20 protein-coding genes are annotated in these 19,201 nt (G+C 69.6%); 12 read left to right on the top strand and 8 right to left on the bottom strand.

Translation table 11 applies throughout. The features are described from left to right. The first annotated feature begins 48 nt into the window (after positions 1-48). Both ACWD68_RS26360 and ACWD68_RS26355 read left to right on the top strand, forming a co-directional pair. Positions 49-243, top strand: a complete 195-nt coding sequence (locus ACWD68_RS26360) for a hypothetical protein (protein WP_354812251.1) — start codon at positions 49-51, stop codon at positions 241-243. Positions 244-562: 319 nt separating this feature from the next. Then, on the top strand, positions 563-886 hold the full coding sequence (locus ACWD68_RS26355) for a hypothetical protein (protein ID WP_354812249.1): 324 nt from the start codon (positions 563-565) through the stop codon (positions 884-886). 148 nt (positions 887-1,034) lie between these two features. Here ACWD68_RS26355 and ACWD68_RS26350 read toward each other — a convergent pair whose 3' ends face one another. Beyond that, positions 1,035-1,265: a winged helix-turn-helix domain-containing protein gene (locus ACWD68_RS26350; protein WP_354812247.1), complete on the bottom strand. Its 231-nt coding sequence runs from the start codon at positions 1,263-1,265 to the stop codon at positions 1,035-1,037. A 342-nt stretch (positions 1,266-1,607) separates the two neighbouring features. Then, the gene (locus ACWD68_RS26345) at positions 1,608-2,282 is read right to left on the bottom strand and encodes a tyrosine-type recombinase/integrase (RefSeq protein ID WP_354812245.1); all 675 of its coding nucleotides are present in this window, start codon (positions 2,280-2,282) and stop codon (positions 1,608-1,610) included. Positions 2,283-2,613: 331 nt separating this feature from the next. Here ACWD68_RS26345 and ACWD68_RS26340 point away from each other — a divergent pair, with 331 nt between their 5' ends. Both ACWD68_RS26340 and ACWD68_RS26335 read left to right on the top strand, forming a co-directional pair. Beyond that, positions 2,614-2,895 (top strand): type II toxin-antitoxin system Phd/YefM family antitoxin, encoded by a 282-nt coding sequence (locus ACWD68_RS26340; RefSeq protein ID WP_451808928.1) that lies wholly within the window; start codon positions 2,614-2,616, stop codon positions 2,893-2,895. Then, the gene (locus tag ACWD68_RS26335; RefSeq protein ID WP_451808927.1) at positions 2,892-3,146 is read left to right on the top strand and encodes a Txe/YoeB family addiction module toxin; all 255 of its coding nucleotides are present in this window, start codon (positions 2,892-2,894) and stop codon (positions 3,144-3,146) included. The genes ACWD68_RS26340 and ACWD68_RS26335 overlap by 4 nt, the downstream gene beginning before the upstream one ends. Before the next feature lie 29 nt (positions 3,147-3,175). Here the strand turns inward: ACWD68_RS26335 and ACWD68_RS26330 are convergent, their stop codons facing one another. Together ACWD68_RS26330 and ACWD68_RS26325 are read right to left on the bottom strand one after the other, a co-directional pair. Continuing rightward, positions 3,176-3,499 (bottom strand): hypothetical protein, encoded by a 324-nt coding sequence (locus tag ACWD68_RS26330; RefSeq protein WP_451808926.1) that lies wholly within the window; start codon positions 3,497-3,499, stop codon positions 3,176-3,178. A gap of 31 nt (positions 3,500-3,530) precedes the next feature. Then, positions 3,531-4,637 carry a threonine synthase gene (locus ACWD68_RS26325; protein WP_451808925.1) on the bottom strand — a complete coding sequence of 369 codons (1,107 nt, stop codon included), beginning with the start codon at positions 4,635-4,637 and terminating at the stop codon, positions 3,531-3,533. Positions 4,638-5,252: 615 nt separating this feature from the next. On the opposite strand from ACWD68_RS26325, the gene ACWD68_RS26320 reads away from it, so the two are divergent. The 6 genes from ACWD68_RS26320 (at position 5,253) to ACWD68_RS26295 (ending at position 11,782) form a co-directional block, all read left to right on the top strand. Then, positions 5,253-6,302, top strand: a complete 1,050-nt coding sequence (locus tag ACWD68_RS26320) for a DUF4190 domain-containing protein (RefSeq protein ID WP_451808924.1) — start codon at positions 5,253-5,255, stop codon at positions 6,300-6,302. A gap of 148 nt (positions 6,303-6,450) precedes the next feature. Then, positions 6,451-7,203, top strand: a complete 753-nt coding sequence (locus ACWD68_RS26315; protein ID WP_451808923.1) for a GntR family transcriptional regulator — start codon at positions 6,451-6,453, stop codon at positions 7,201-7,203. A 465-nt stretch (positions 7,204-7,668) separates the two neighbouring features. Beyond that, entirely contained in the window at positions 7,669-7,851 is a 183-nt protein-coding gene (locus ACWD68_RS26310; RefSeq protein WP_451808922.1) for an SPOR domain-containing protein, read from the top strand. 45 nt (positions 7,852-7,896) lie between these two features. After that, positions 7,897-8,304 (top strand): (deoxy)nucleoside triphosphate pyrophosphohydrolase, encoded by a 408-nt coding sequence (locus ACWD68_RS26305; protein ID WP_451808921.1) that lies wholly within the window; start codon positions 7,897-7,899, stop codon positions 8,302-8,304. A 107-nt stretch (positions 8,305-8,411) separates the two neighbouring features. Further along, positions 8,412-8,843, top strand: coding sequence for an ATP-binding protein (locus ACWD68_RS26300; RefSeq protein ID WP_451808920.1), 432 nt, complete (start codon positions 8,412-8,414; stop codon positions 8,841-8,843). Between the two features lie 248 nt (positions 8,844-9,091). Then, on the top strand, positions 9,092-11,782 hold the full coding sequence (locus ACWD68_RS26295) for a SpoIIE family protein phosphatase (RefSeq protein ID WP_451808919.1): 2,691 nt from the start codon (positions 9,092-9,094) through the stop codon (positions 11,780-11,782). Positions 11,783-11,836: 54 nt separating this feature from the next. Here ACWD68_RS26295 and ACWD68_RS26290 read toward each other — a convergent pair whose 3' ends face one another. Continuing rightward, a complete protein-coding gene (locus tag ACWD68_RS26290) occupies positions 11,837-13,444 on the bottom strand; it encodes a hypothetical protein (protein ID WP_451808918.1) in 1,608 nt (535 codons plus the stop codon). A 332-nt stretch (positions 13,445-13,776) separates the two neighbouring features. Between ACWD68_RS26290 and ACWD68_RS26285 the strand changes: the two genes are divergently transcribed. Together ACWD68_RS26285 and ACWD68_RS26280 are read left to right on the top strand one after the other, a co-directional pair. Beyond that, positions 13,777-15,108, top strand: a complete 1,332-nt coding sequence (locus ACWD68_RS26285; RefSeq protein ID WP_451808917.1) for a hypothetical protein — start codon at positions 13,777-13,779, stop codon at positions 15,106-15,108. A gap of 69 nt (positions 15,109-15,177) precedes the next feature. Continuing rightward, on the top strand, positions 15,178-15,498 hold the full coding sequence (locus ACWD68_RS26280; RefSeq protein ID WP_451808916.1) for a hypothetical protein: 321 nt from the start codon (positions 15,178-15,180) through the stop codon (positions 15,496-15,498). A gap of 65 nt (positions 15,499-15,563) precedes the next feature. On the opposite strand, the gene ACWD68_RS26275 is transcribed toward ACWD68_RS26280, so the two are convergent. The 3 genes from ACWD68_RS26275 to ACWD68_RS26265 are packed head-to-tail and all read right to left on the bottom strand — an operon-like array spanning position 15,564 to position 19,194. Next, positions 15,564-16,334: a succinate dehydrogenase/fumarate reductase iron-sulfur subunit gene (locus tag ACWD68_RS26275; RefSeq protein ID WP_451808915.1), complete on the bottom strand. Its 771-nt coding sequence runs from the start codon at positions 16,332-16,334 to the stop codon at positions 15,564-15,566. Between the two features lie 52 nt (positions 16,335-16,386). Further along, entirely contained in the window at positions 16,387-18,354 is a 1,968-nt protein-coding gene (locus ACWD68_RS26270) for a fumarate reductase/succinate dehydrogenase flavoprotein subunit (protein ID WP_451808914.1), read from the bottom strand. Positions 18,355-18,372: 18 nt separating this feature from the next. After that, a complete protein-coding gene (locus tag ACWD68_RS26265; protein WP_451808913.1) occupies positions 18,373-19,194 on the bottom strand; it encodes a hypothetical protein in 822 nt (273 codons plus the stop codon). Positions 19,195-19,201: the final 7 nt, after the last annotated feature.

The following is a 19,201-nucleotide window of genomic DNA, read 5'->3' as shown; positions in this document are numbered from 1 at the left end:
GCAAGCCCACAACTCAACAATTAATTTAACGAAAGAGGTTTTATACCCATGAGAAACACCAGCGACAGAACAGTTGTAAACAAGGGCCTTGAGGCCATGGAAGTTGTCAGAGGCTACAAGGCCGGACGCATCACCTGTGGACACTACGGGAACTTCCGAGACTGCAAGGAATGCAGGACCGTTCATGACAGCTACATCGACGTAATGCTAGATGTCTACGGCGAACTAACAGAGGCTCGATGAAGCCTAGATACCGCTTGGCACTAGTTCCATGGAGCAGCAGGCGTAAGACCTTGAGGCTTCTACCAGGATGCGAGGCAGCGAGACTAAGAGGTTGTCTCTGCAAGATGGACAACCCATCTGAGAACGGATACGCAATTATCAGAATTACAGATGCCTGTCCGCTACCCAGATACGGGAACAAGCCTGATGGTAAGTGGAAGCATCACGACTTCCAGGAAAATCAGTAACACCGGAACACCAGCGATACCAACGGGGCCTAGAGGAACTGATAGGCCGCTAGGCCCCAACCTAACCAACGTCTAGAAAGGACGGAACCCCAATGACTATCACCAGCACAAACCGACTAATGAACCTGAGGCTCATGAACGTGAGAGCCGAGAAGATGGACGCAGAGGATGAGCTACCCGAGAGCACCTGGATGCTCATGGAGATGATGTACGGCCCTATCCGCTGCTTCTACGAGGATGGCAAGGAATGTCCGTCAGACCTTGACCCTGTACAGCTTGCCTATGTAACACCACTTGAAATGGGTGGAACCAACACCCCGTGCAATATCCAGCTTCTATGCGCCTATCACAAGGGCATGTTTGCCGGACGTGATGAAGATTTTAGGCCAGAGCGTGTCTGGCCAGGAGACAGCTAACCTGACCTACGCTGAGTTCCTTGAGTTGCTTATCAATGATTACTGCTGAATAGCCGAGAAGCCCCAGACACTTTCGTTGTCTGGGGCTTCCTCATATTTCGGATAGGGGGGCGGGCCGGCACATCCAAGGGCCTCTGAAACCCCCAAGCTACGCAGGTGGTTCGACTACGAACGTGCCCTTGTTGGGGAGCGTCACCACCAAGCCACGCTCCCGTAGCTCCTTGGCGGCTCTCCTGGCCGTACCGGGCGCAACCCCGTACTGAGCACCCATGTCCCGCTCGTTGGGGAGCCTGGCTCCTCTGGGGAGCTTCCCAGACCTGATGTCAGCCTCCACCAGGTCAGCTACGCGTAGGTACACGTACCCGATGTCATCAGTCATGACCGCAACGTACGGCTCTGACCAGCCACGCAGCGCGGTGGGTGGCGGTAGGTGGCGCCATATGGTGGTGTGTAGTGGTGTGTAGCGGTACCGTCTGACCATGGCAGATGCACAGGACGACGTGCCGTTCATCATCAGGGTCTATCGGGTGGACTCTGAGACAGGGAAACGAACAGAGCCAAGGACTGTAGCCAAGGGAGCCTCTAAAGTCCCAATGCTCAGCAGCCAATGGCCCTTATGCGAATGCTTCAAGTGCCAAGCCAAGCGGAGATAGCAGAGCAGCGGAGAGCCCCGGAAGCCCAACCATTTGGAAGGGTTGCCGGGGCTCTGTCGTTTCCTTGACTAGGACTTACCGAACCTAGCCATTACTGCCTCGATGTCATTCTGCGTGTGCTGCACGTAGAACTTGAGGCTAATTGCAACATCGTGGTGTCGCATCTGCGCTTGAAGGATGTTGGGCTGTGCTCCTGCCTTAACGAGGTTTGTTGCGAATGCATGGCGTAGCTGATGGGGGTTTAGCTGAATGCCCGCCTTCTTGCCAGCCCTACGAATACCCACATAGACCGTGTTGTGGGAACGGGAGAAGTCATGAGCCGCATATTCCTCTGCGAACCACTGAGGAACAATGACCGGTCCTGCTGTCTTGGGTCCCGAGATAGACCCATCAGGAAGCCTCTGCCTGTCGACAGTCAGAACGTTTCCCTTAATGGGTTGGTTGGTGCAGCTCTCTCCGAGCCTCAAGCCTGCATAGAGCATGGCCAGACCCCACATGCGGTACGAGGATGCCTCCATGGCGGCGTGCAGCTCTTCCACGGTCGGGAGGTCGTACACCTTCTGCTGCGCCTTGGGACAGGGCACAGGGATGCCCAGACAGGCTCGGAGGTTGATGGCGTGCTTCCTACGGGTACCGGGAGCCAGTACCCTCTTCAAGCGGGATGAGAGGACGGAGAGGTTGACCTCTGAGAAGGGGACCTCCTCAAGGTCCAGAGCCCTCAAGGTCTTGAGGTATTCGGTCATGGTCTGGGACTGGATGGGACGGTTGGCCAGCCGTTCACGCGCGATGTCCAGGCAGGTAGGACCGGAAACTACAGGTTGCACGGGGAACCCCTGACACCTTCTGAGCACTCAAGGCGACGTGGTGGAGTTCCGCTTCAACGTCTGAGCGGATGAAGTAACACCACGTAGGCAACCTGGCGAACATGCGGGTCAATGGGGTCGGCTCCTCCGGGAGTCGGCCCTTTGCTGTTTCCGGTGCTGAGTTCCTGATGGCCTGTCATTGATCTGACCTCGTTCGAGGTGCCCGCGAGTGGTACGTTATCCGGTACCACTTGATGCGAGGAGTCAGCTCATGTCCATAACTGCGAGCGAAGCCCGCAAGGCGCTCTTTCCGCTGATCAAAAAGGTCAACGACGACCACGAGGCCATCGAGATCGTCTCCAAGCACGGCAACGCCGTGCTCGTCTCGGCCGAGGATTACGCGGCGCTGCGCGAGGGTTCGTACCTGCTGCGCTCCCCGGCGAACGCCCGCCGACTGCTCAAGGCGTACGAGAACGCCCTGGCCCACATCAACGTGTCGGAGCGCGAGCTGATCGATCCGGACTCACCTGACGCAACTACGGGTGCCGCGTGAGGCTTGTCTTCGAGGATCAGGGCTGGGAGGACTACACGTCCTGGCTCAGGAACGACCGCAAGATGCTCGCCCGGATCAACAGGCTCATCGAGGACGTCAAGCGTGATCCCTTCGCAGGGATCGGCAAGCCCGAACCTTTGAAGTACCACCTGCCCGGGGTGTGGTCGCGGCGGATCGACGACGAGCACCGCCTCGTCTACCTGGTGACCGACAAGGAGATCGTCGTTCTCGCGGCTCGGTATCACTACTGACCGATCGCCCGTCCCCGTCGGCCGGGTGTTCAGATGCCGTGTACCCACGCCACGGTGAACGGGGTCTCCGGGGTGCCCGGTCCCATCGGGCCGCCCTTGTCGAACTGGGAGCGGACGACGAGTGTGCGCCCGCGGCGGCGCACCAGCGTGGTCGGGATCCGCAGCGCGGCCGGCTCACCGACGAGGGCGCGACCGCGCTCGACGACCCCGACGCCCGCGCCGGACGGGTCGAGCGCGCCCTCGCCGCCGAGTTCACCGCCGAGGAGCGCGAGACACTCGCCGCCCTGCTCGGGCGCTGCGTCACGCTGCTGGAGAAGGAACGCCCCTAGCCCGGGTTCCCGCGGGGTTCCCATGAAGGGTTCCCGCGGAGGGTTCCCGCGGAGGTCAGTCCTGGGCCATCCCCGTCTTCAGGCCCGCCCCGCACAGCGGCACCACGGTCTCGCGCTGCCCGAGGGCGCCCTCACGGACCGCCGCCCAGCAGGCCACCCCCGTGGACTCCACGTACAGCCCGCGCCCCGCCAGATCCGTCTGCGCGTGCCGGATCTGGTCCTCCGTCACGGTTAGGAAGGCACCCCCGGAGGCGCGTACCGCGCGCAGGATCTGGCGGGCCCGGGGCGGGTTCGGGATCGCGATGCCCTCGGCGAACGTGGGCGCCATGGAGGTGACGCCGACGAGTTCGTCGGCGCCCTCGGACCAGGCGTGGGCCAGCGGGGCGACCGCGGCGGACTGGACGGCGTAGAGGGCGGGCCTGCGGTCGATCAGCCCGGCCGCGTGCAGCTCGGCCACCGCGAGGGCGGCGCCGAGGAGCAGCGTGCCGTTGCCGACCGGCACCACGACGACGTCCGGCAGGCGACCGCCGAGGTCCTCCCAGAGTTCGTGGACGTACGTCTTCGTGCCGTGCAGGAAGTACGGGTTGAAGACGTGCGAGGCGTAGAAGACGCCCTCCTCGTCGGCCGCCTCGCGGGCCGCACGTGCCGTCGCCTCGCGGTCGCCCTCGACCACCCGCAGCCGCGCCCCGTGCGCCTCGATCTGCTCCAGCTTCTTCGCGGAGGTGCCCTCGGGGACGTACACCGTGCAGGGCAGTCCCGCCCGCGCGCAGTACGCGGCGATCGCCGTGCCCGCGTTGCCGCTGCTGTCCGCGAGCACCTGCCGGGGCCGGAGCCGCAGTGCCAGTTGGGCCAGCAGTACGGCCCCGCGGTCCTTGAACGACAGCGTCGGCATCAGGAAGTCGAGCTTCGCGGAGATGCCCTCGCGGAGGGTGACCAGCGGGGTGCGGCCCTCGCCGAGGCTGACCGTGGGCGCGGCCAGCGGCAGGCACTCCGCGTACCGCCACAGCGAGTTCACCCGCCCGGCGAGGGACGTGAGAGGCGCCGGGGTCGGCGCGAAGTCGAGATCGAGCGGCCCGCGGCAGACCGGGCAGCACCAGGCGAGCGAGCCGGCCGGGACACGGGTGCCGTCCGTCGGGCAGAAGCAGTCCGGCAGTGGAGTCATAGGCGCAGGTTAGACGCGAGACCGGGTGACGGAGCGTCACTGCCGTGCACCGGCAGGCGTGTTACGGCGGCGGCGTCCGCCCTTCCGCCCCCAGCGCTCTCCACGGCCCGGACGCTCACCGGCGCCCACAGTCCCGGCACCGACCAGCATCCGTCCCGCCGACCGGCACCCGCCTTCCCGTTGTCGACCCGCATCCGCCCCGTCCACTGGCGCCCGCCGTCCCGATGCTCTGCGCCGTCCGGCGGCTCGTCGGCGGGTGGCCCGTCCGTTCGTCGTCCCGACAGCGCCAGGGCCGACCTCTTTTACGCCCCTGGTCGTGCCGCGCTTACGATGCGCGCAGCCATCCGGCAGCCGTACGCAGGTTCCACCGCACGTGGACGAGAAGCAAGGGAACTCGTGGCCATACCCCCGCCGCCCGGGCCGCAGCAGCCAGAGGGGCAGTACCCGCCGCCAGGGACGCCGCCGGGCGCTCAGGGGAGGCCCGGTGCCTACCCGCCTCCGTATCCGCAGGTTCCGGATCCCCGCGGCCCGTACCAGCAAGGCCCTTACCAGCAGCCCCCGTACGGACCCCCGTACCAGCCCTGGGGCCAGGGCTACTCCCCGTACAACCGGCCGGTGCCCGTCAACGGGCTCGCGATCGCGGCGCTGGTCCTCGGGATCCTCTGCTTCCTGCCCGCCGTCGGGCTGGTGCTCGGGAGCGTGGCGCTCGTCCAGATCAAGAAGCGCGGGGAGCGCGGCAAGGGGATGGCGGTGGGCGGCATGGTGATGTCGTCGATCGGGATCGGGCTGCTCGCGCTCGTCGTCGCCACGGGTGGCGCGCGCGATTTCTGGGACGGGTTCCAGGGCGCGGCGAACGACTCGGGAGGCACCGCGTTCTCGCTGGAGGTGGGCGAGTGCTTCGACACGCTCAGCGGCTCGCTGGGGGGCCTGGCGTTCGACGTCGACAAGGTGCCGTGCGCGGGCGAGCACGACGCCGAGGTGTTCGCGGACTTCGCGATGGGCGACGGCGACTACCCGGGGGACAGCGCGGTCGTCGATACCGCCGACCAACGCTGCGACCTGCTCCAGAACATGTACGCGATGGACTCCTGGGCGGTCCCGGACGACGTCGACGTGTACTACTTCACGCCGACGTCGCAGAGCTGGCGCCGTGGCGATCACGAGGTCAGCTGTCTGTTCGGGAACACCGACGAGAAGGGCAGCCTGACGGGCTCCCTGCGCAAGGACCAGCTGACGCTGAACCCCGACCAGTACTCCTATCTGAGCTCGGCGCGGTCCATCGACAACGCGCTGGACTCGGCGCCCGACGCCGAGTACATCGAGGACGACCTGCCCGGCTACAAGGAGTGGGCGGACACGGTCTCGGAGGCGCTGGCGTGGGAGGCGGACGGGCTGCCCGCCCACAGGTTCGCGCCGGCCGCGGCCAAGCCGGTCGCCGCCCTGGCCAAGGACATGGAGCTCTCGGCGAAGGAATGGGCGAAGGCCGCGGACGCGCCGGACGCGGACACCTTCTCCGCCCACTACGCGAAGGGCCTGAAGCTCATCGACCCCAAGAAGACGGTCACCACCCGCAAAGCTCTGGGGCTCGCCACCACCCCGCCGAGGTACGACGAGGGCGGCGGCACGGGTGGCGGCGGTGAAGGCGGTGCCGGAATCGAGGTGTGACGGCGGCCATAGCGGGGAGAAAGTGCCTGCGTAAAGCCCTCAGGACGCTCGCGTCATCACATCGAGTGATTCTCTGGCCTCCGCTTGCATGGCACAACCCACGGTTGCCACGCTGTTGCTGTCTGTACAACCTGATGGGAGCGGCCAAGTGACTTTCGGTGAGCAGCCGGCGTACTTGCGTGTCGCGGGTGATCTCCGCAAGAAGATCGTCGACGGCTCGCTGGCACCGCACACCCGCCTCCCCTCGCAGGCCAGAATCCGCGAGGAGTACGGCGTCTCCGACACGGTCGCCCTGGAGGCGCGCAAGGTGCTGATGGCCGAGGGCCTGGTCGAGGGCCGCTCCGGTTCGGGCACCTATGTGCGGGAGCGGCCGGTGCCGCGCCGCGTCGCCCGCTCCGGATACCGGCCGGACAGCGGCGCCACCCCCTTCCGTCAGGAGCAGGCGGACCTCGCCGTACGCGGCACATGGGAGTCCAACAGCCGGCAGGTCGAGGCGAGCGGCGCGATCGCCGAGCGGCTGGCCATCCAGCCGGGCGACCGCGTGATGTGCACGAACTACGTCTTCCGGGACGGCGGCGAGGCGATGATGCTCTCCACGTCCTGGGAGCCGCTCGCCGTCACCGGGCGCACGCCGGTGATGCTCCCCGAGGAGGGGCCGCTCGGCGGCATGGGTGTCGTCGAGCGCATGGCGGCCATCGACGTGATCGTGGACAACGTCACCGAGGAGGTCGGCGCGCGCCCCGGCCTCGCCGAGGAACTCCTCGCGCTGGGCGGCGTGCCCGGGCACGTGGTCGTCGTCATCCAGCGGACGTTCTACGCCTCGGGCCGTCCGGTGGAGACGGCGGACGTGGTGGTCCCGGCGGACCGATACCGGATCGCCTACCACCTGCCGGTGAAGTGACCGCACGTCACCTCCGGAGGGCGTAGCGGCCGGGCTCCGGGCGGGTGTCCATGACCGGCGGTCCCGGTTCGGACCGCCGGCCTCCCCTCCCGGTGGCCCGCTCCGGTGGCCTGTTCCGCTCGCCCGTCCCGGTCGGGGCCGAGGGGCGGTCCGGCGTTGAGGCGCGGCACGGGGGTCCGCGCCTCAACGGGGCTGTCCGGGAGTCCGGTTGGAATCTGGCCTTTCTCAAGTGGCGGGCCGAGAAACGACTTCGCCCTGTTCGAGAGCGCGCGGGGAGCGGTGTGCGGCGTGTTCGACGGCGTGCGCCCCCTGGGTCGGCGTCGCCTACTGGCCGGTTGCGTACCTCTTTGTGAAAAGCCGTATTCGCTGAGTGAAGGTTAGGCGTAGGCTCGGGCATATGCGTATTGCGGTTTCGTTGGCGTGCGGGGTTCGGCGGGGGCCCGGGGTGGGAAGTGGAGGAGCTGGATGAACGACGGCACGATCACTCTTCCCTGGCTCGTCATACGGCAGGACGACAACGGCAATCGCTATCGCGTGGGCAGGTACGCGACCCGCGCCGAGGCGCAGAAGATCGCGGACAGCCTGGACGACCGCGGGCACAGGCAGCTCTACTGGGTCGAGCGGATCGGGCAGAACGGAACGCGGTGATCCGCCCCGCCCGGGACCCCGCTCCGCTCCCGTAGGCTCCGGCGCATGACGGAACGGATCATGGTGGTCGGAGCCGCCCTGGTGCACGGTGGGCGCCTGCTCGCCGCCCGCCGCAGCGCGCCCCCCGACCTCGCGGGGCGCTGGGAACTGCCGGGCGGCAAGGTCGAACCGGGCGAAACCCCCGAGCGCGCCCTCGTGCGCGAGCTGCGCGAAGAGCTCGGCGTCGAGGCGGAAGTGCTGGAGCGCGTCCCCGGCGAGTGGCCCCTGAAGCCGGGATACGTGCTGGTGGTGTGGGCCGCCCGGATGCTGCCCGGCTCGGCCGAACCCGCGCCGCTGGAGGATCACGACGAGCTGCGCTGGCTGGCCCCCGGAGAGATCTGGGACGTGGACTGGCTGGACCAGGACGTGGGGGCGGTCAAGGGCGCGCTGCCGTGGCTCGGCCCGGGCGTGTGACGAGCCGGGTGGGGAGTTCGTACGCCGTTCGCGCCACAGTGTGCCCCCGGGTGCGGTAAAGCATCACGGATATCGGGTATGTGCCCATTAATCCCACGAAACCGGACATGGGTGGGTTCCTGGTCTGGGAAGTGATCGGCTTGATCGACATCGAAGGCGACTGCGCCGAGTGGACCTTTCCCGCGGAGCCGGGTGCCGTCCGCACAGCCCGCGCGGTCGTCCGGGGGCAGCTGCACGCATGGGAACTCGACTCGCTCGGAGACATCGCCGCGCTGCTGGTCAGTGAACTGGTCACGAACTCGCTGCGGCACGCGACGGGCCCGATCGGCGTCCGTCTCGTACGTCCCGAGGACGTGACGGGCGCTCTCCGCGTCGAGGTCTCCGACCCGCTGCCCGACCCGCCCCGCGAACGGGCCGCCGACGCGTCGGACGAGAGCGGCCGCGGACTCCAGCTCGTGGCCGGCTCGTGCAGACGCTGGGGCACCCGGCCCGGAGACACCGGCAAGACCGTCTGGTTCGAACTGGCTGTTCCGGGCTGAGACGCGCAGGGTCCGGATGCCCGTACGACACCTGGCCGGATCGGGTCGTCGACGGGCATCGGATTCTTTGATTCGACGGGGCGCCACCTGGTTAGAAGACTGGGAGTATGACGCGGCCGGTCCAAAAACCATCGGGACCGTGCTGTGATCGTGAACACCGTGTCGTGCGGCGCCGTAGTGCTGGATACTGCGGGCAGCCGCCCCCGGTGACCGGTGCCGGACGCGGTGAGCTGGAGGGGACGGTTCGCGTGAGCGAGATACCAGCGAAGGCCACGGAGTCCGAGGACCCGTCGGACGGCGCGAGGGCTGATGCGGCGGGCGATTTCGCACGCACGGTTCCCGCTGAGGACGCGGGCGACGCCACGGGCGAGGAGACGGGCGGCACGGGGACCGAGTTGGCCGGCGCCGCGGCCGGCGAGGTGCCGGGTGACGCGATGTGGCAGAGCAGCCCGCCCGGTTCGATCTACGACTACATCAAGGTCGCCTCCTTCTCCATCGGCGCCGACGGGCTGGTGGACCAGTGGAGTCTGCGGGCCGAGCAGATCTTCGGCATCCCCGCGGAGCGGGCCGTCGGCATGGACCCCATCGAGGCGTTCGTCACCGCCGACCGGCGCGAGTTCGGCCAGCGGAAGATGGCGGAGATCCTGGACGGCCGCGAGTGGACCGGTCTGGTGCCCTTCCGGGCGCCCGCCTCCGAAGACACCGGTGAGAGCGCCGACGAGGTCACCGAGGGCCTCGCCGAGGTCTATGTGATGCCCACCGTGACCGAGGACGGTGAGCGGGCCGCCGTATGCATCGTCGTGGACGTCCGCACCCTGCGCAGCATCGAGACGGACCTCGCCGCCTCGCAGGCGATTTTCGGTCAATCTCCCTTCGGTTTCCTGCTGATCGACACGGACCTCCGGGTCCGGCGCGCCAACCAGCGGTTCGCCTCGATTTTCGGCGGCAGCGTCGACGACCACCGCGGCAAGGGCGTCCACGACTATCTCCCGCGCCCCGAGGCTGAGCGCGTGACGGCGATCCTGCGCCGGGTCCTGGAGACCGGCGACTCGATCACGGACATGCACGTCACCGGATATGCGCCCGGCTCCGACGAGCGCCGGCACTGGTCCGTCAACCTCTACCGGGTGCACGGCGGAAGCGGCCGCCCCATCGGTATCGCCTGGCTCGGAACCGACATCACCGCCCGCCGTGCCGCCGCCCGTGAAGCGGCCGCCGCACGACGCAATCTCGCCCTTCTGAACGAGGCGGGCGCCCGTATAGGCAACTCCCTCGACCTGGAGACCACCGCACGCGAACTCCTCGACGTCGTGGTCCCCGGCTTCTGCGACCTCGCGACCGTCGACCTGTACCAGGGGCTGCTGGCCGGCGACGAGACCCCGCCGGGTCTCGCGGACGGCAGTGCCGAACTCCGCCGGGTCGCCTTCGCCAGCGCCGTCTCCGACGCGCCGTTCGTCGGCGGTCCGGCACCCGTCGCCGTCGGCGCGGTCCACCACTACCCGTTCAACTCGCCCTGTGCGGACGCCCTGCGCACCGCCCGGCCGCAGCACATCCCCGCCGAAGAGGGCGGCCTCATCCAGTCGACGCTCGCGGTCCCGATGGTCGCCCACGACACGGTGGTGGGCCTCGCCCAGTTCTCCCGTACGAAGGGCAGCGAGCCGTTCGGGGAACGCGACCGCGCCCTGGCGGTGGAGCTGGCCGCCCGCGCGGCCGTCTGCATCGACAACGCGCGCCTGTACCGCCGCGAGCACGAACGCGCCCTGATACTGCAACGGTCCCTGCTCCCCCCGGGCGACCCCGAGGCCTCCGGCCTCGACATCGCGTGCCGCTATCTGCCGGGCAACGCGGCGACGGAGGTCGGGGGTGACTGGTTCGACGTCATCGAACTCCCCGGCCACCGCACGGCCCTCGTGGTGGGCGACGTGATGGGCCGCGGGCTGCGCGCCGCCGTGGCGATGGGTGAACTCCGCACCGCTGTACGCACCTTGGCCCTGCTCGATCTCGAACCCGCCGAAGTCCTCTCGGCACTGGACGAGATCGCGCGCGGACTCGGCACCCCCGGAGGGGTCCAGCAGGCCACCCGCACGGCCCGCCAGTCCCGCGACGCCGACCTCTCCGAGGTGTATCTCGCGACCTGCGTGTACGCCGTCTACGACTCCGTGACCCGCCGGTGCACGTTCGCCAACGCGGGCCATCTGCCCCCCGTGCTGGTCGAGCCCGGCGAGACCGCGCTGATGCTCGACGTGCCGCCCGGGATGCCGCTCGGGGTGGGCGGCGAGCCCTTCGAGGAGGTGGAGGTCGAACTACCCGAAGGTGCGCTGTTGGCGCTCTACACGGATGGACTGGTCGAATCGCGCGACCACCCCCTCGACGAGGGCCTGCAGGCATTCGTCGGTGCCCTCACCGACCCCTCCAGTCCGCTGGAGGACGTCTGCGACCACGTTCTCAACACCCTCGACACCCACCACGGCGAGGACGACATCGCCCTGCTCATGGCACGCGTCCAGGGGCTGCCCGCCGAGTCCGTCGGCGACTGGACCCTGCCGCGCGAGCCGCGCAGCGTGGGGCGGGCCCGTGAGTACGCGCGCACACAGCTCGTCGCCTGGGACCTTGAGCCGCTCGTCGACACGACGGAACTTCTGGTCAGTGAGCTGGTGACCAACGCCCTGCGGTACGGCGAGGGCGAGATCAGACTGCGGCTGCTCCTCGACCGCACCCTCGTCTGCGAGGTCTGGGACGCCGGCCTCGTCCAGCCGCGCCGCCGCCGTGCCCGCGACACCGACGAGGGCGGGCGGGGCCTGCAGCTCGTCGGCCTCCTCTCCGCCGGGTGGGGCTCCCGCCGGACCCCGCGCGGGAAGACCGTGTGGTTCGAACTCCCGCTGCCGGACGGGGAGACGGGGCTCGCCGACCCGGCTGAGGCCTTGTTGAGCCTGTTCTGAGGGCGACCGCGCGGAGCGGCCGGCCGGCCGGAGGAGGCAGGCCGGTCGGCAGCGTCAGGTGAAGGATGCCGCCCGGCGGCCCCGGGTGTGCGGGCCGCCGTAGCTCACCGGGCCCTCACCGTCGCCCAGGAGGATCCCGCCGAGCACCGCCCCGCCGGCTCCCGCGCCCCCGCGACCGCCCGCGGGGTTGCCGTACGCCCGTACGTCCCGCTCGGCGAGCCGTCGCGCTTCCTGGGCGAACTCATCGGCCCGCCGCACCTCGGAGAGAGCGGAGGCCTCCCGCCCGAGCAGGCGTTCCGCCTCGGCCAGCCGTGTGCGGGCCTCGCTGCCGACGGCTCCGCGGTGCGTGCCGATGAAGTCCGCCGCTCCGGCGAGCGCGCCGCGGGCGGGGAGAAGCGCGTGAGCGCGCCCGTCAGGAACGTCGCCGCCCCCTTCTCCGGCGAGGGCGGCACCCGCGTCCACCACCCGGCGCAGCACGTCCAGCGGATCGTACGGTCCGGCCGCCATCGCGTGACGCACCCCGGCGAGCAGCACCTCGGTATGCCCGAACCGCCCGACAAGGTCACCGGAACCGGCGCCCGGTCGGGAACCGGCAGCGGATCCGGCACCGGCAGCGGCGCCTTCGCGTGATCCGGCCCCGGCTCCGGAAGCGGCTCCGGCTCCGGAGTCGGGGGCGGCCTCGGAAGCGGCGTCGGCTCCGGAATCAGGCCCGCCATCCGGAACGGAACGGGCAGGGAGGCGGTCGGCGTCCGGGCGGTGTCGGTCCGCGGAACCGGCTCTCCCGGTCGGCGGGAGCCCATGTGCCGTATCCAGGACGGCCTGCACCGCCGCCACGGCCATGGGCAACTTCGCCACCGCGGAGGCCAGTTCGCCCGCCAGCCGGTCCGCGCCGTTCACCAGGACCCCGGCCTGCTCCACCACCCCCTCCGCCGCCCGCAGATGGGCGGCCGCTCTCGCGCCGTCGCCCCTGTCGGCGTACTGCCGCGCCTGGTTGAGATGGAGGGTGGTGAACACGAGCCGGTCCTTGGCCTGTTCGACGTCGCCGGCGACCGGGAGCGATGCGGCGGGGGCGTACCGCTCGTGGAGATCGGCGAGCGTGGCCTCGGCGGCCGGGGTGCGCGCGGCGAGTTCCCGGAAGCGGGTCCCGGCGGACTCCAGGGCGGCCGCCGCGTTCCGCTCCAGCGCCCGGAGCTGGTCGAAGCCCGGCGCCGCCGCGTCCAGCCGCCGCCCGGCGTCCTGGCACCGGGCGACGATCTCCTCCAGTGCGCCCCTGCTGCCGCCCTCGCCCACGTCCGCCTCGTCGAGGTGCTGCCGCAGCCGGAAGGCCGTGGCGAGTTCGGCTTCCGCGTACGTCAGCGCTTCCGCGTACGGTTCGACCGCGGCGGCCGCCGAACGGGCCGCGGCGAGGCGGAGCTCCTCGGCACTGGTGCGGACGCAGTCGTCGATGTCGACGAGTAACTTCCGGGCCTGCCGGTCGAGTTCGTGAGGCGGGACGAGCCCGTGGTTGTCGCCGCCGGGGGTCGTCCGTGTCGTGGCCCGCCGCTTGCGGCGCGTGTAGGCGTACGCCGCCAGCGCACCCGCGGCGCCGACGGCGACCAGGGGCGGTACGAGATCGCCGGTCGTCGTTCCGTCGTCCGGGGCGGCGACGGCCGGGGCGGTCACGTCCGCACTCCGCGCCACGGTGGCCGAATCGTCGGCTTCCGCCCATGCCGGCGGCAGCACCAGCCACCCCACCGCCACCAGCCCCCCGAGCACGGCATGCGCGACCCGCACGGCTATGTGCGACGGGGCCCGGCACGACCGGCTTCGACTCGGGGACGACGTCACATTTGGGAGCGTATGGCCGCTCGGGCGCCTCCGCGACCGGGATACGGGGAGGTGGGGCGCCTAAGGTACGGGAGATACGGGGGTATAGGGGAGGGGTGCGGGGGATGGACGCGGGGCGCCAGGCCGAGTCGAGGAAACCGACAGAGACGGCACCGGACACACGGCACGTGCACACACAACCGGAGCCGCCCACCGCCGAGGATCCGCCGACGCCCACCGGCGGGGAGGCACCGACGCACTCCGGCGGGGAGGGGGTGGCGCCCACCGGCGGGGAGGCACCGACGCCCACCGGCGGGGAGGGGCCGACGCCCACCGCCGAAGCGGGGTCGGCGCCCAGCGGCGAAGCGGGGTCGGCGACGGTCGCTGGAGCGGAGTCCGCCGCGCCCGAAGGGGGCGAGCCCCTATCCGCTCCCGTTCTCGCGCCCGGGCGGGGGTCGGGCTCCGCTGTTCGTGCCGGGTGGCTCCGGCTCGCGCGGGGCTGGCGGCATCCGAGGTCGCGGCTGCTGAAGCGTGCCGCCCTCGGACTGGTGCTCGTCGTGCTGCTTCCCATCCTCGCCGCTGGAATCGCCCTCCGGGTGAACTACGCGGGCGATCCGGCTCCCGGGACCCAGACCCGGAACCGGGACGCGCTCTGGCTCGGGCATGCCTGGGTGGACGGCCGGAAGGGCGAGGCGGACATCGACGCGCTGGCGGCGCGCCTGCGGAGCAGCGGCATCCGGGATCTGTACGTGCACGCCGGCCCGCTGGAGCACGACGGCTCGCTGCCGGCGACGGCGTATCCGTCCGCCCGTTGGCTGATCACCGCGGTGCACCGCCGCCTGGACGGCGTACGGGTCCAGGCCTGGCTGGGCGACAAGCTGGCGAGCGAGGGGCCGGACGGGCTGCGGCTGGAACGGGCCGGGACGCGCGACACCGTCGTGCGGTCGGCCGGGCAGGTCCTCGACGCCGGGTTCGACGGCGTCCACTTCGACCTGGAGCCCCTCCACTCGGGCGACGCCCACTACCTCTCGCTCCTCGACGACCTGCGCGTGCTCACCCGCGCCCGGCACGTCCCGCTCTCCGTCGCCTCCCACCAGATCGACCCGCTCCCGGCCCTCCACTCGGCCGCCGGAACCCTCACCGGCCACCCCAAGTGGTGGTCCCAGTCGTACTTCGGGCAGGTGGCCCGCCGGGTCGACCAGATCGCCGTCATGTCGTACGACACCGGCATGCCGCTCCAGAGCCTGTACGGCGGTTACGTCGCCCAGCAGACCTCCCTCGCCCTGGAGGTCACCCCTGAGTCGACCGACCTGCTGATGGGCCTGCCGTTCTTCCACGACGACACCGCCGGCCACCACGCGTACGCCGAGACGGTCGAGGCCGCCGTACGCGGGACCCGCCTCGGCCTCTCCCGGACGGACCGCACCCGCGAGCGCTTCGGAGTGGCCCTGTACGTGGACTTCGCCGCGACGGAGACGGACTGGACGGCGTACCGCGAAGGGTGGGTTCGCGGGGGATGACCGCCGCCGCCCCGCGTGTCATGATCGGGACGCGTGCCGTCGCCGGTACGCGGGGGGAACGAGGAGTCGATGCACTGGTATCTCGTGGGGTTCGCGGCACTGATCGTCACCGCGCAGGCCGGATTCGGGATCGCGGCCCTCGCGACGGACTGGGTGCCGCCGTGGGTCGGCCGCCGGGTCCTGCGGCCGAAGCTGTGGGGAGGGGGCGCGCTGGCGGGGGCCGTGGGCATGTCCCTGTTCCTGTTCCTGGGACCGTTCCACGGGCCCGACGCCGACCTGACGCCCTACGCCATGAGCGGGATCGCCCTGTTCGTCGTGAGCCTGGTGTTCCAGGCGCTGGGGCAGCGCCCGGGCCGCGAGGCCGTCCCGCCGGACACCCGACCGCGCTGACGGACAGACCGCGCACGTGATGACGGCAGGACGCGCGACGGCAGGGGACGGCGCTTCGTCCTCGCCTACGTCCGCCGCCTGCCGATCTTCGATCCCAGCCACACGACCGGGTCGTACTTGCGGTCGACGGCCCGCTCCTTCAAGGGGATCAGCGCGTTGTCCGTGATCTTGATGCCCTCGGGGCAGACCTCCGTGCAGCACTTGGTGATGTTGCAGTAGCCGAGGCCGTGTTCGTCCTGCGCCGTGCGTTTGCGGTCGAGGCCGGAGTCCTCCGCCGCGTCGAGCGGGTGCATGTCCAGCTCCGCCACCCGCATCAGGAAACGCGGTCCGGCGAACGCCGGCTTGTTCTCCTCGTGGTCGCGGACGACATGGCAGGTGTCCTGGCACAGGAAGCACTCGATGCACTTGCGGAACTCCTGCGACCGGTCGACGTCCTCCTGCATCATCCGGTACTCACCGGGTCCGACACCGGCGGGCGGCACGAAGGCGGGGACCTCCCGCGCCTTGTCGTAGTTGAAGCCGACGTCGGTCACCAGATCCCGTACGACCGGGAACGCGCGCAGCGGTGTGACGGTGATCGTCTCCTCGCGGGTGAACACCGACATCCGCGTCATGCACAGCAGCCGCGGCCGGCCGTTGATCTCCGCCGAGCACGAACCGCACTTGCCCGCCTTGCAGTTCCAGCGCACCGCGAGGTCGGAGGCCTGGGTGGCCTGGAGCCGGTGGATGATGTCCAGCACCACCTCGCCGTCGTTGACCTCGACCTCGAAGTCCTTCAGGCCACCGCCCTTCACGTCTCCGCGCCACACCTTGAAGCGGGCCTCGTAGCTGCTCACGCGTACCGCGCCTCCTCGTACCGCTCCCGCTCGTACCACTCCTTGCGGCTGCTCACTCGTACAGCTCCTCTTCGGCGAGGTACTTGACCAGCTCCTCCTTCTCGAAGAGGGCGAGCAGGTCGGGGCGGATGGGTCGGGTGGTCTCGCTCACCAGGTCGATCTGTCCGGCCACCGGGTCGGTGGCCGCCAATCCGCCGGTGGGGTCGGTCAGTTGGCACAGGAGGTTGATCCGGCGCCAGGAGCGCTCCATCGCAGGGTGGTCCTCGCGGGTGTGCCCGCCGCGCGACTCCGTGCGTTCCAGCGCCGCCCGTGCCACGCACTCGCTGACCAGGAGCATGTTGCGCAGGTCCAGGGAGAGGTGCCAGCCCGGGTTGAACTGACGGTGGCCCTCCACGCCTGCCCGGCGCGCCCGTACCCGCAGCTCGGCGAGTTTCTCCAGGGCCTGTTCCATCTCGGCCTCGCGGCGGATGATGCCGACCAGGTCGTTCATCGTCTGCTGGAGCTCCTGGTGCAGGGTGTACGGGTTCTCCGGCGGGCGCGCACCCGGGGCCCGCGCACCGGCGGCCGAGGCGGCTTCCGGTCCCTCGGCGGAGAAGGGCCGCAGCGCCTCCGCGGCGGCCGCGTCGATCTGGGTGTCGTCCAGGGGCGGGCGAGTGCCCTCCCCGGTGAGACCGACCGAGTACTCCGCGGCGTGCTGCCCGGCCCGCCGCCCGAACACCAGCAGGTCGGAGAGGGAGTTGCCGCCCAGCCGGTTGGAGCCGTGCATGCCGCCCGCGACCTCGCCGGCCGCGAACAGCCCGGGTACGCCGCGAGCCGCCGCCGTGTCCGAGTCGACCGCGATGCCGCCCATGACGTAGTGGCAGGTGGGCCCGACCTCCATGGCCTCCGCCGTGATGTCGACGTCGGCCAGCTCCTTGAACTGGTGGTACATCGAGGGGAGTCGGCGTTTGATCACCTCGGCGGGCATCCGGGTCGAGACGTCAAGGAAGACGCCGCCGTGCGGTGATCCGCGGCCCGCCTTCACCTCGGAGTTGATCGCCCGGGCGACCTCGTCGCGCGGCAGCAGCTCCGGAGGACGCCGGTTGTGGTCCGGGTCCTCGTACCAGCGGTCGCCCTCCTCCTCCGACTGCGCGTACTTCTCCTTGAAGACGTCGGGGATGTAGTCGAACATGAACCGCTTGCCGTCGGAGTTGCGGAGGACTCCGCCGTCGCCGCGCACCGACTCGGTGACGAGGATGCCCTTGACCGACGGCGGCCAGACCATGCCCGTCGGGTGGAACTGCACGAACTCCATGTTCAGCAGCGGCGCCCCGGCGAGGAGCGCCAGCGCGTGCCCGTCCCCCGTGTACTCCCAGGAGTTGGACGTCACCTTGAAGGACTTGCCGATGCCGCCGGTGGCGATCACGACGGAGGGCGCTTCGAGGACGAAGAAGCGGCCGGACTCCCGCTCGTAGCAGAAGGCTCCGGAGACGCGCTGTCCGTCCTTCAACACCCGTGTGACGGTGCACTCCTGATAGACCTTCAGGCGTGACTCGTAGTCACCGGTCTCCTTCATGTCCTCCTGCTGGAGGGACACGATCTTCTGCTGGAGCGTGCGGATCAGCTCGAGTCCGGTGCGGTCGCCGACGTGGGCGAGGCGCGGGTACTCGTGGCCGCCGAAGTTGCGCTGCGAGATCCGCCCGTCCTTCGTGCGGTCGAACAGCGCACCCCAGGTCTCCAGCTCCCATACGCGGTCCGGGGCTTCCCGGGCGTGCAGCTCGGCCATCCGCCACTGGTTGAGGAACTTGCCGCCGCGCATGGTGTCGCGGAAGTGGACCTGCCAGTTGTCGCCGGAGTTCACGTTGCCCATGGCGGCCGCGATGCCGCCCTCGGCCATCACCGTGTGAGCCTTGCCGAACAGCGACTTGCAGATCACCGCCGTACGGGCACCGCGCTCGCGTGCCTCGATGGCGGCACGCAGTCCGGCGCCACCGGCACCGACCACGACGACGTCCCACTCCTGTCGGTCGACCACGGACATCAGGGGGCTCCACCCAATCTAGAAGAAGCGCGGATCGTCGAAGGCGCCGGACGCGACCAGGTACACGTAGAAGTCGGCGAGCGCCACGCTCACCAACGACGCCCAGGCCAGCAGCATGTGACGGGCGTTCAGCTTCCCGACCCACTGCCACATCCGGTAGCGCACGGGATGCTTGGAGAAGTGCTTGAGCTTCCCGCCGACGATGTGCCGGCAGGAGTGGCAGGAGAGGGTGTACGCCCAGATCAGCGTGATGTTGACCAGGAACACCAGGGTGCCGAGGCCCATGTGGCCCCACGCGTAGTGCTCGTCGCGGAAGGACAGCACGGTGTCGTACGTCAGGATCCCGGCGACGACGAGGGCCGCGTAGAAGAAGTACCGGTGGACGTTCTGCAGGATCAGCGGGAAGCGGGTCTCGCCGGTGTACTTCTTGTGCGGCTCGGCGACCGCACAGGCAGGGGGGCTCGCCCAGAAGCCCCGGTAGTAGGCCTTGCGGTAGTAGTAGCAGGTCAGCCGGAAACCGAGCGGGAAGATCAGGATGATGATCGCGGGGGAGATGCCCCACCAGCTCCCGAACAGATCCGTGTTCGGTCCGGCGCGCATGGTCTCGCAGCGCTCCGCCAGACAGGGCGAGTAGAACGGCGAGACGTACGGCGCAGCGTAGTAGTGCGTGTCGGAGAAGGCCCGCCAGGTCGAGTACACGACGAAGGCCAGCAACCCGGCCGCGGTGGCGGCGGGCGCCAGCCACCAGCGGTCGGTCCGCAGATGCGGGGCGGCGATCGCGGCGCGCGTACCGGTTCGTACACCGCCGCTGTTCAGATGGGGTTCCGTACCAGTGGCCAACTTCGCA

Source organism: Streptomyces sp. NPDC005141, assembly GCF_053599975.1.
This window is presented reverse-complemented; position numbering and strand designations above follow the sequence as displayed.

What these genes read in the sequence shown, in the direction of transcription:
- ACWD68_RS26280 (WP_451808916.1), top strand. Translation starts at nt 15,178, where the DNA reads ATGCACTGGTATCTCGTGGGGTTCGCGGCACTGATCGTCACCGCGCAG.
- ACWD68_RS26330 (WP_451808926.1), bottom strand. Translation starts at nt 3,499, where the DNA reads ATGGGAACCCCGCGGGAACCCGGGCTAGGGGCGTTCCTTCTCCAGCAG.
- ACWD68_RS26305 (WP_451808921.1), top strand. Translation starts at nt 7,897, where the DNA reads ATGACGGAACGGATCATGGTGGTCGGAGCCGCCCTGGTGCACGGTGGG.
- ACWD68_RS26325 (WP_451808925.1), bottom strand. Translation starts at nt 4,637, where the DNA reads ATGACTCCACTGCCGGACTGCTTCTGCCCGACGGACGGCACCCGTGTC.
- ACWD68_RS26270 (WP_451808914.1), bottom strand. Translation starts at nt 18,354, where the DNA reads ATGTCCGTGGTCGACCGACAGGAGTGGGACGTCGTCGTGGTCGGTGCC.
- ACWD68_RS26300 (WP_451808920.1), top strand. Translation starts at nt 8,412, where the DNA reads ATGGGTGGGTTCCTGGTCTGGGAAGTGATCGGCTTGATCGACATCGAA.
- ACWD68_RS26360 (WP_354812251.1), top strand. Translation starts at nt 49, where the DNA reads ATGAGAAACACCAGCGACAGAACAGTTGTAAACAAGGGCCTTGAGGCC.
- ACWD68_RS26340 (WP_451808928.1), top strand. Translation starts at nt 2,614, where the DNA reads ATGTCCATAACTGCGAGCGAAGCCCGCAAGGCGCTCTTTCCGCTGATC.
- ACWD68_RS26355 (WP_354812249.1), top strand. Translation starts at nt 563, where the DNA reads ATGACTATCACCAGCACAAACCGACTAATGAACCTGAGGCTCATGAAC.
- ACWD68_RS26350 (WP_354812247.1), bottom strand. Translation starts at nt 1,265, where the DNA reads ATGACTGATGACATCGGGTACGTGTACCTACGCGTAGCTGACCTGGTG.
- ACWD68_RS26310 (WP_451808922.1), top strand. Translation starts at nt 7,669, where the DNA reads ATGAACGACGGCACGATCACTCTTCCCTGGCTCGTCATACGGCAGGAC.
- ACWD68_RS26345 (WP_354812245.1), bottom strand. Translation starts at nt 2,282, where the DNA reads ATGACCGAATACCTCAAGACCTTGAGGGCTCTGGACCTTGAGGAGGTC.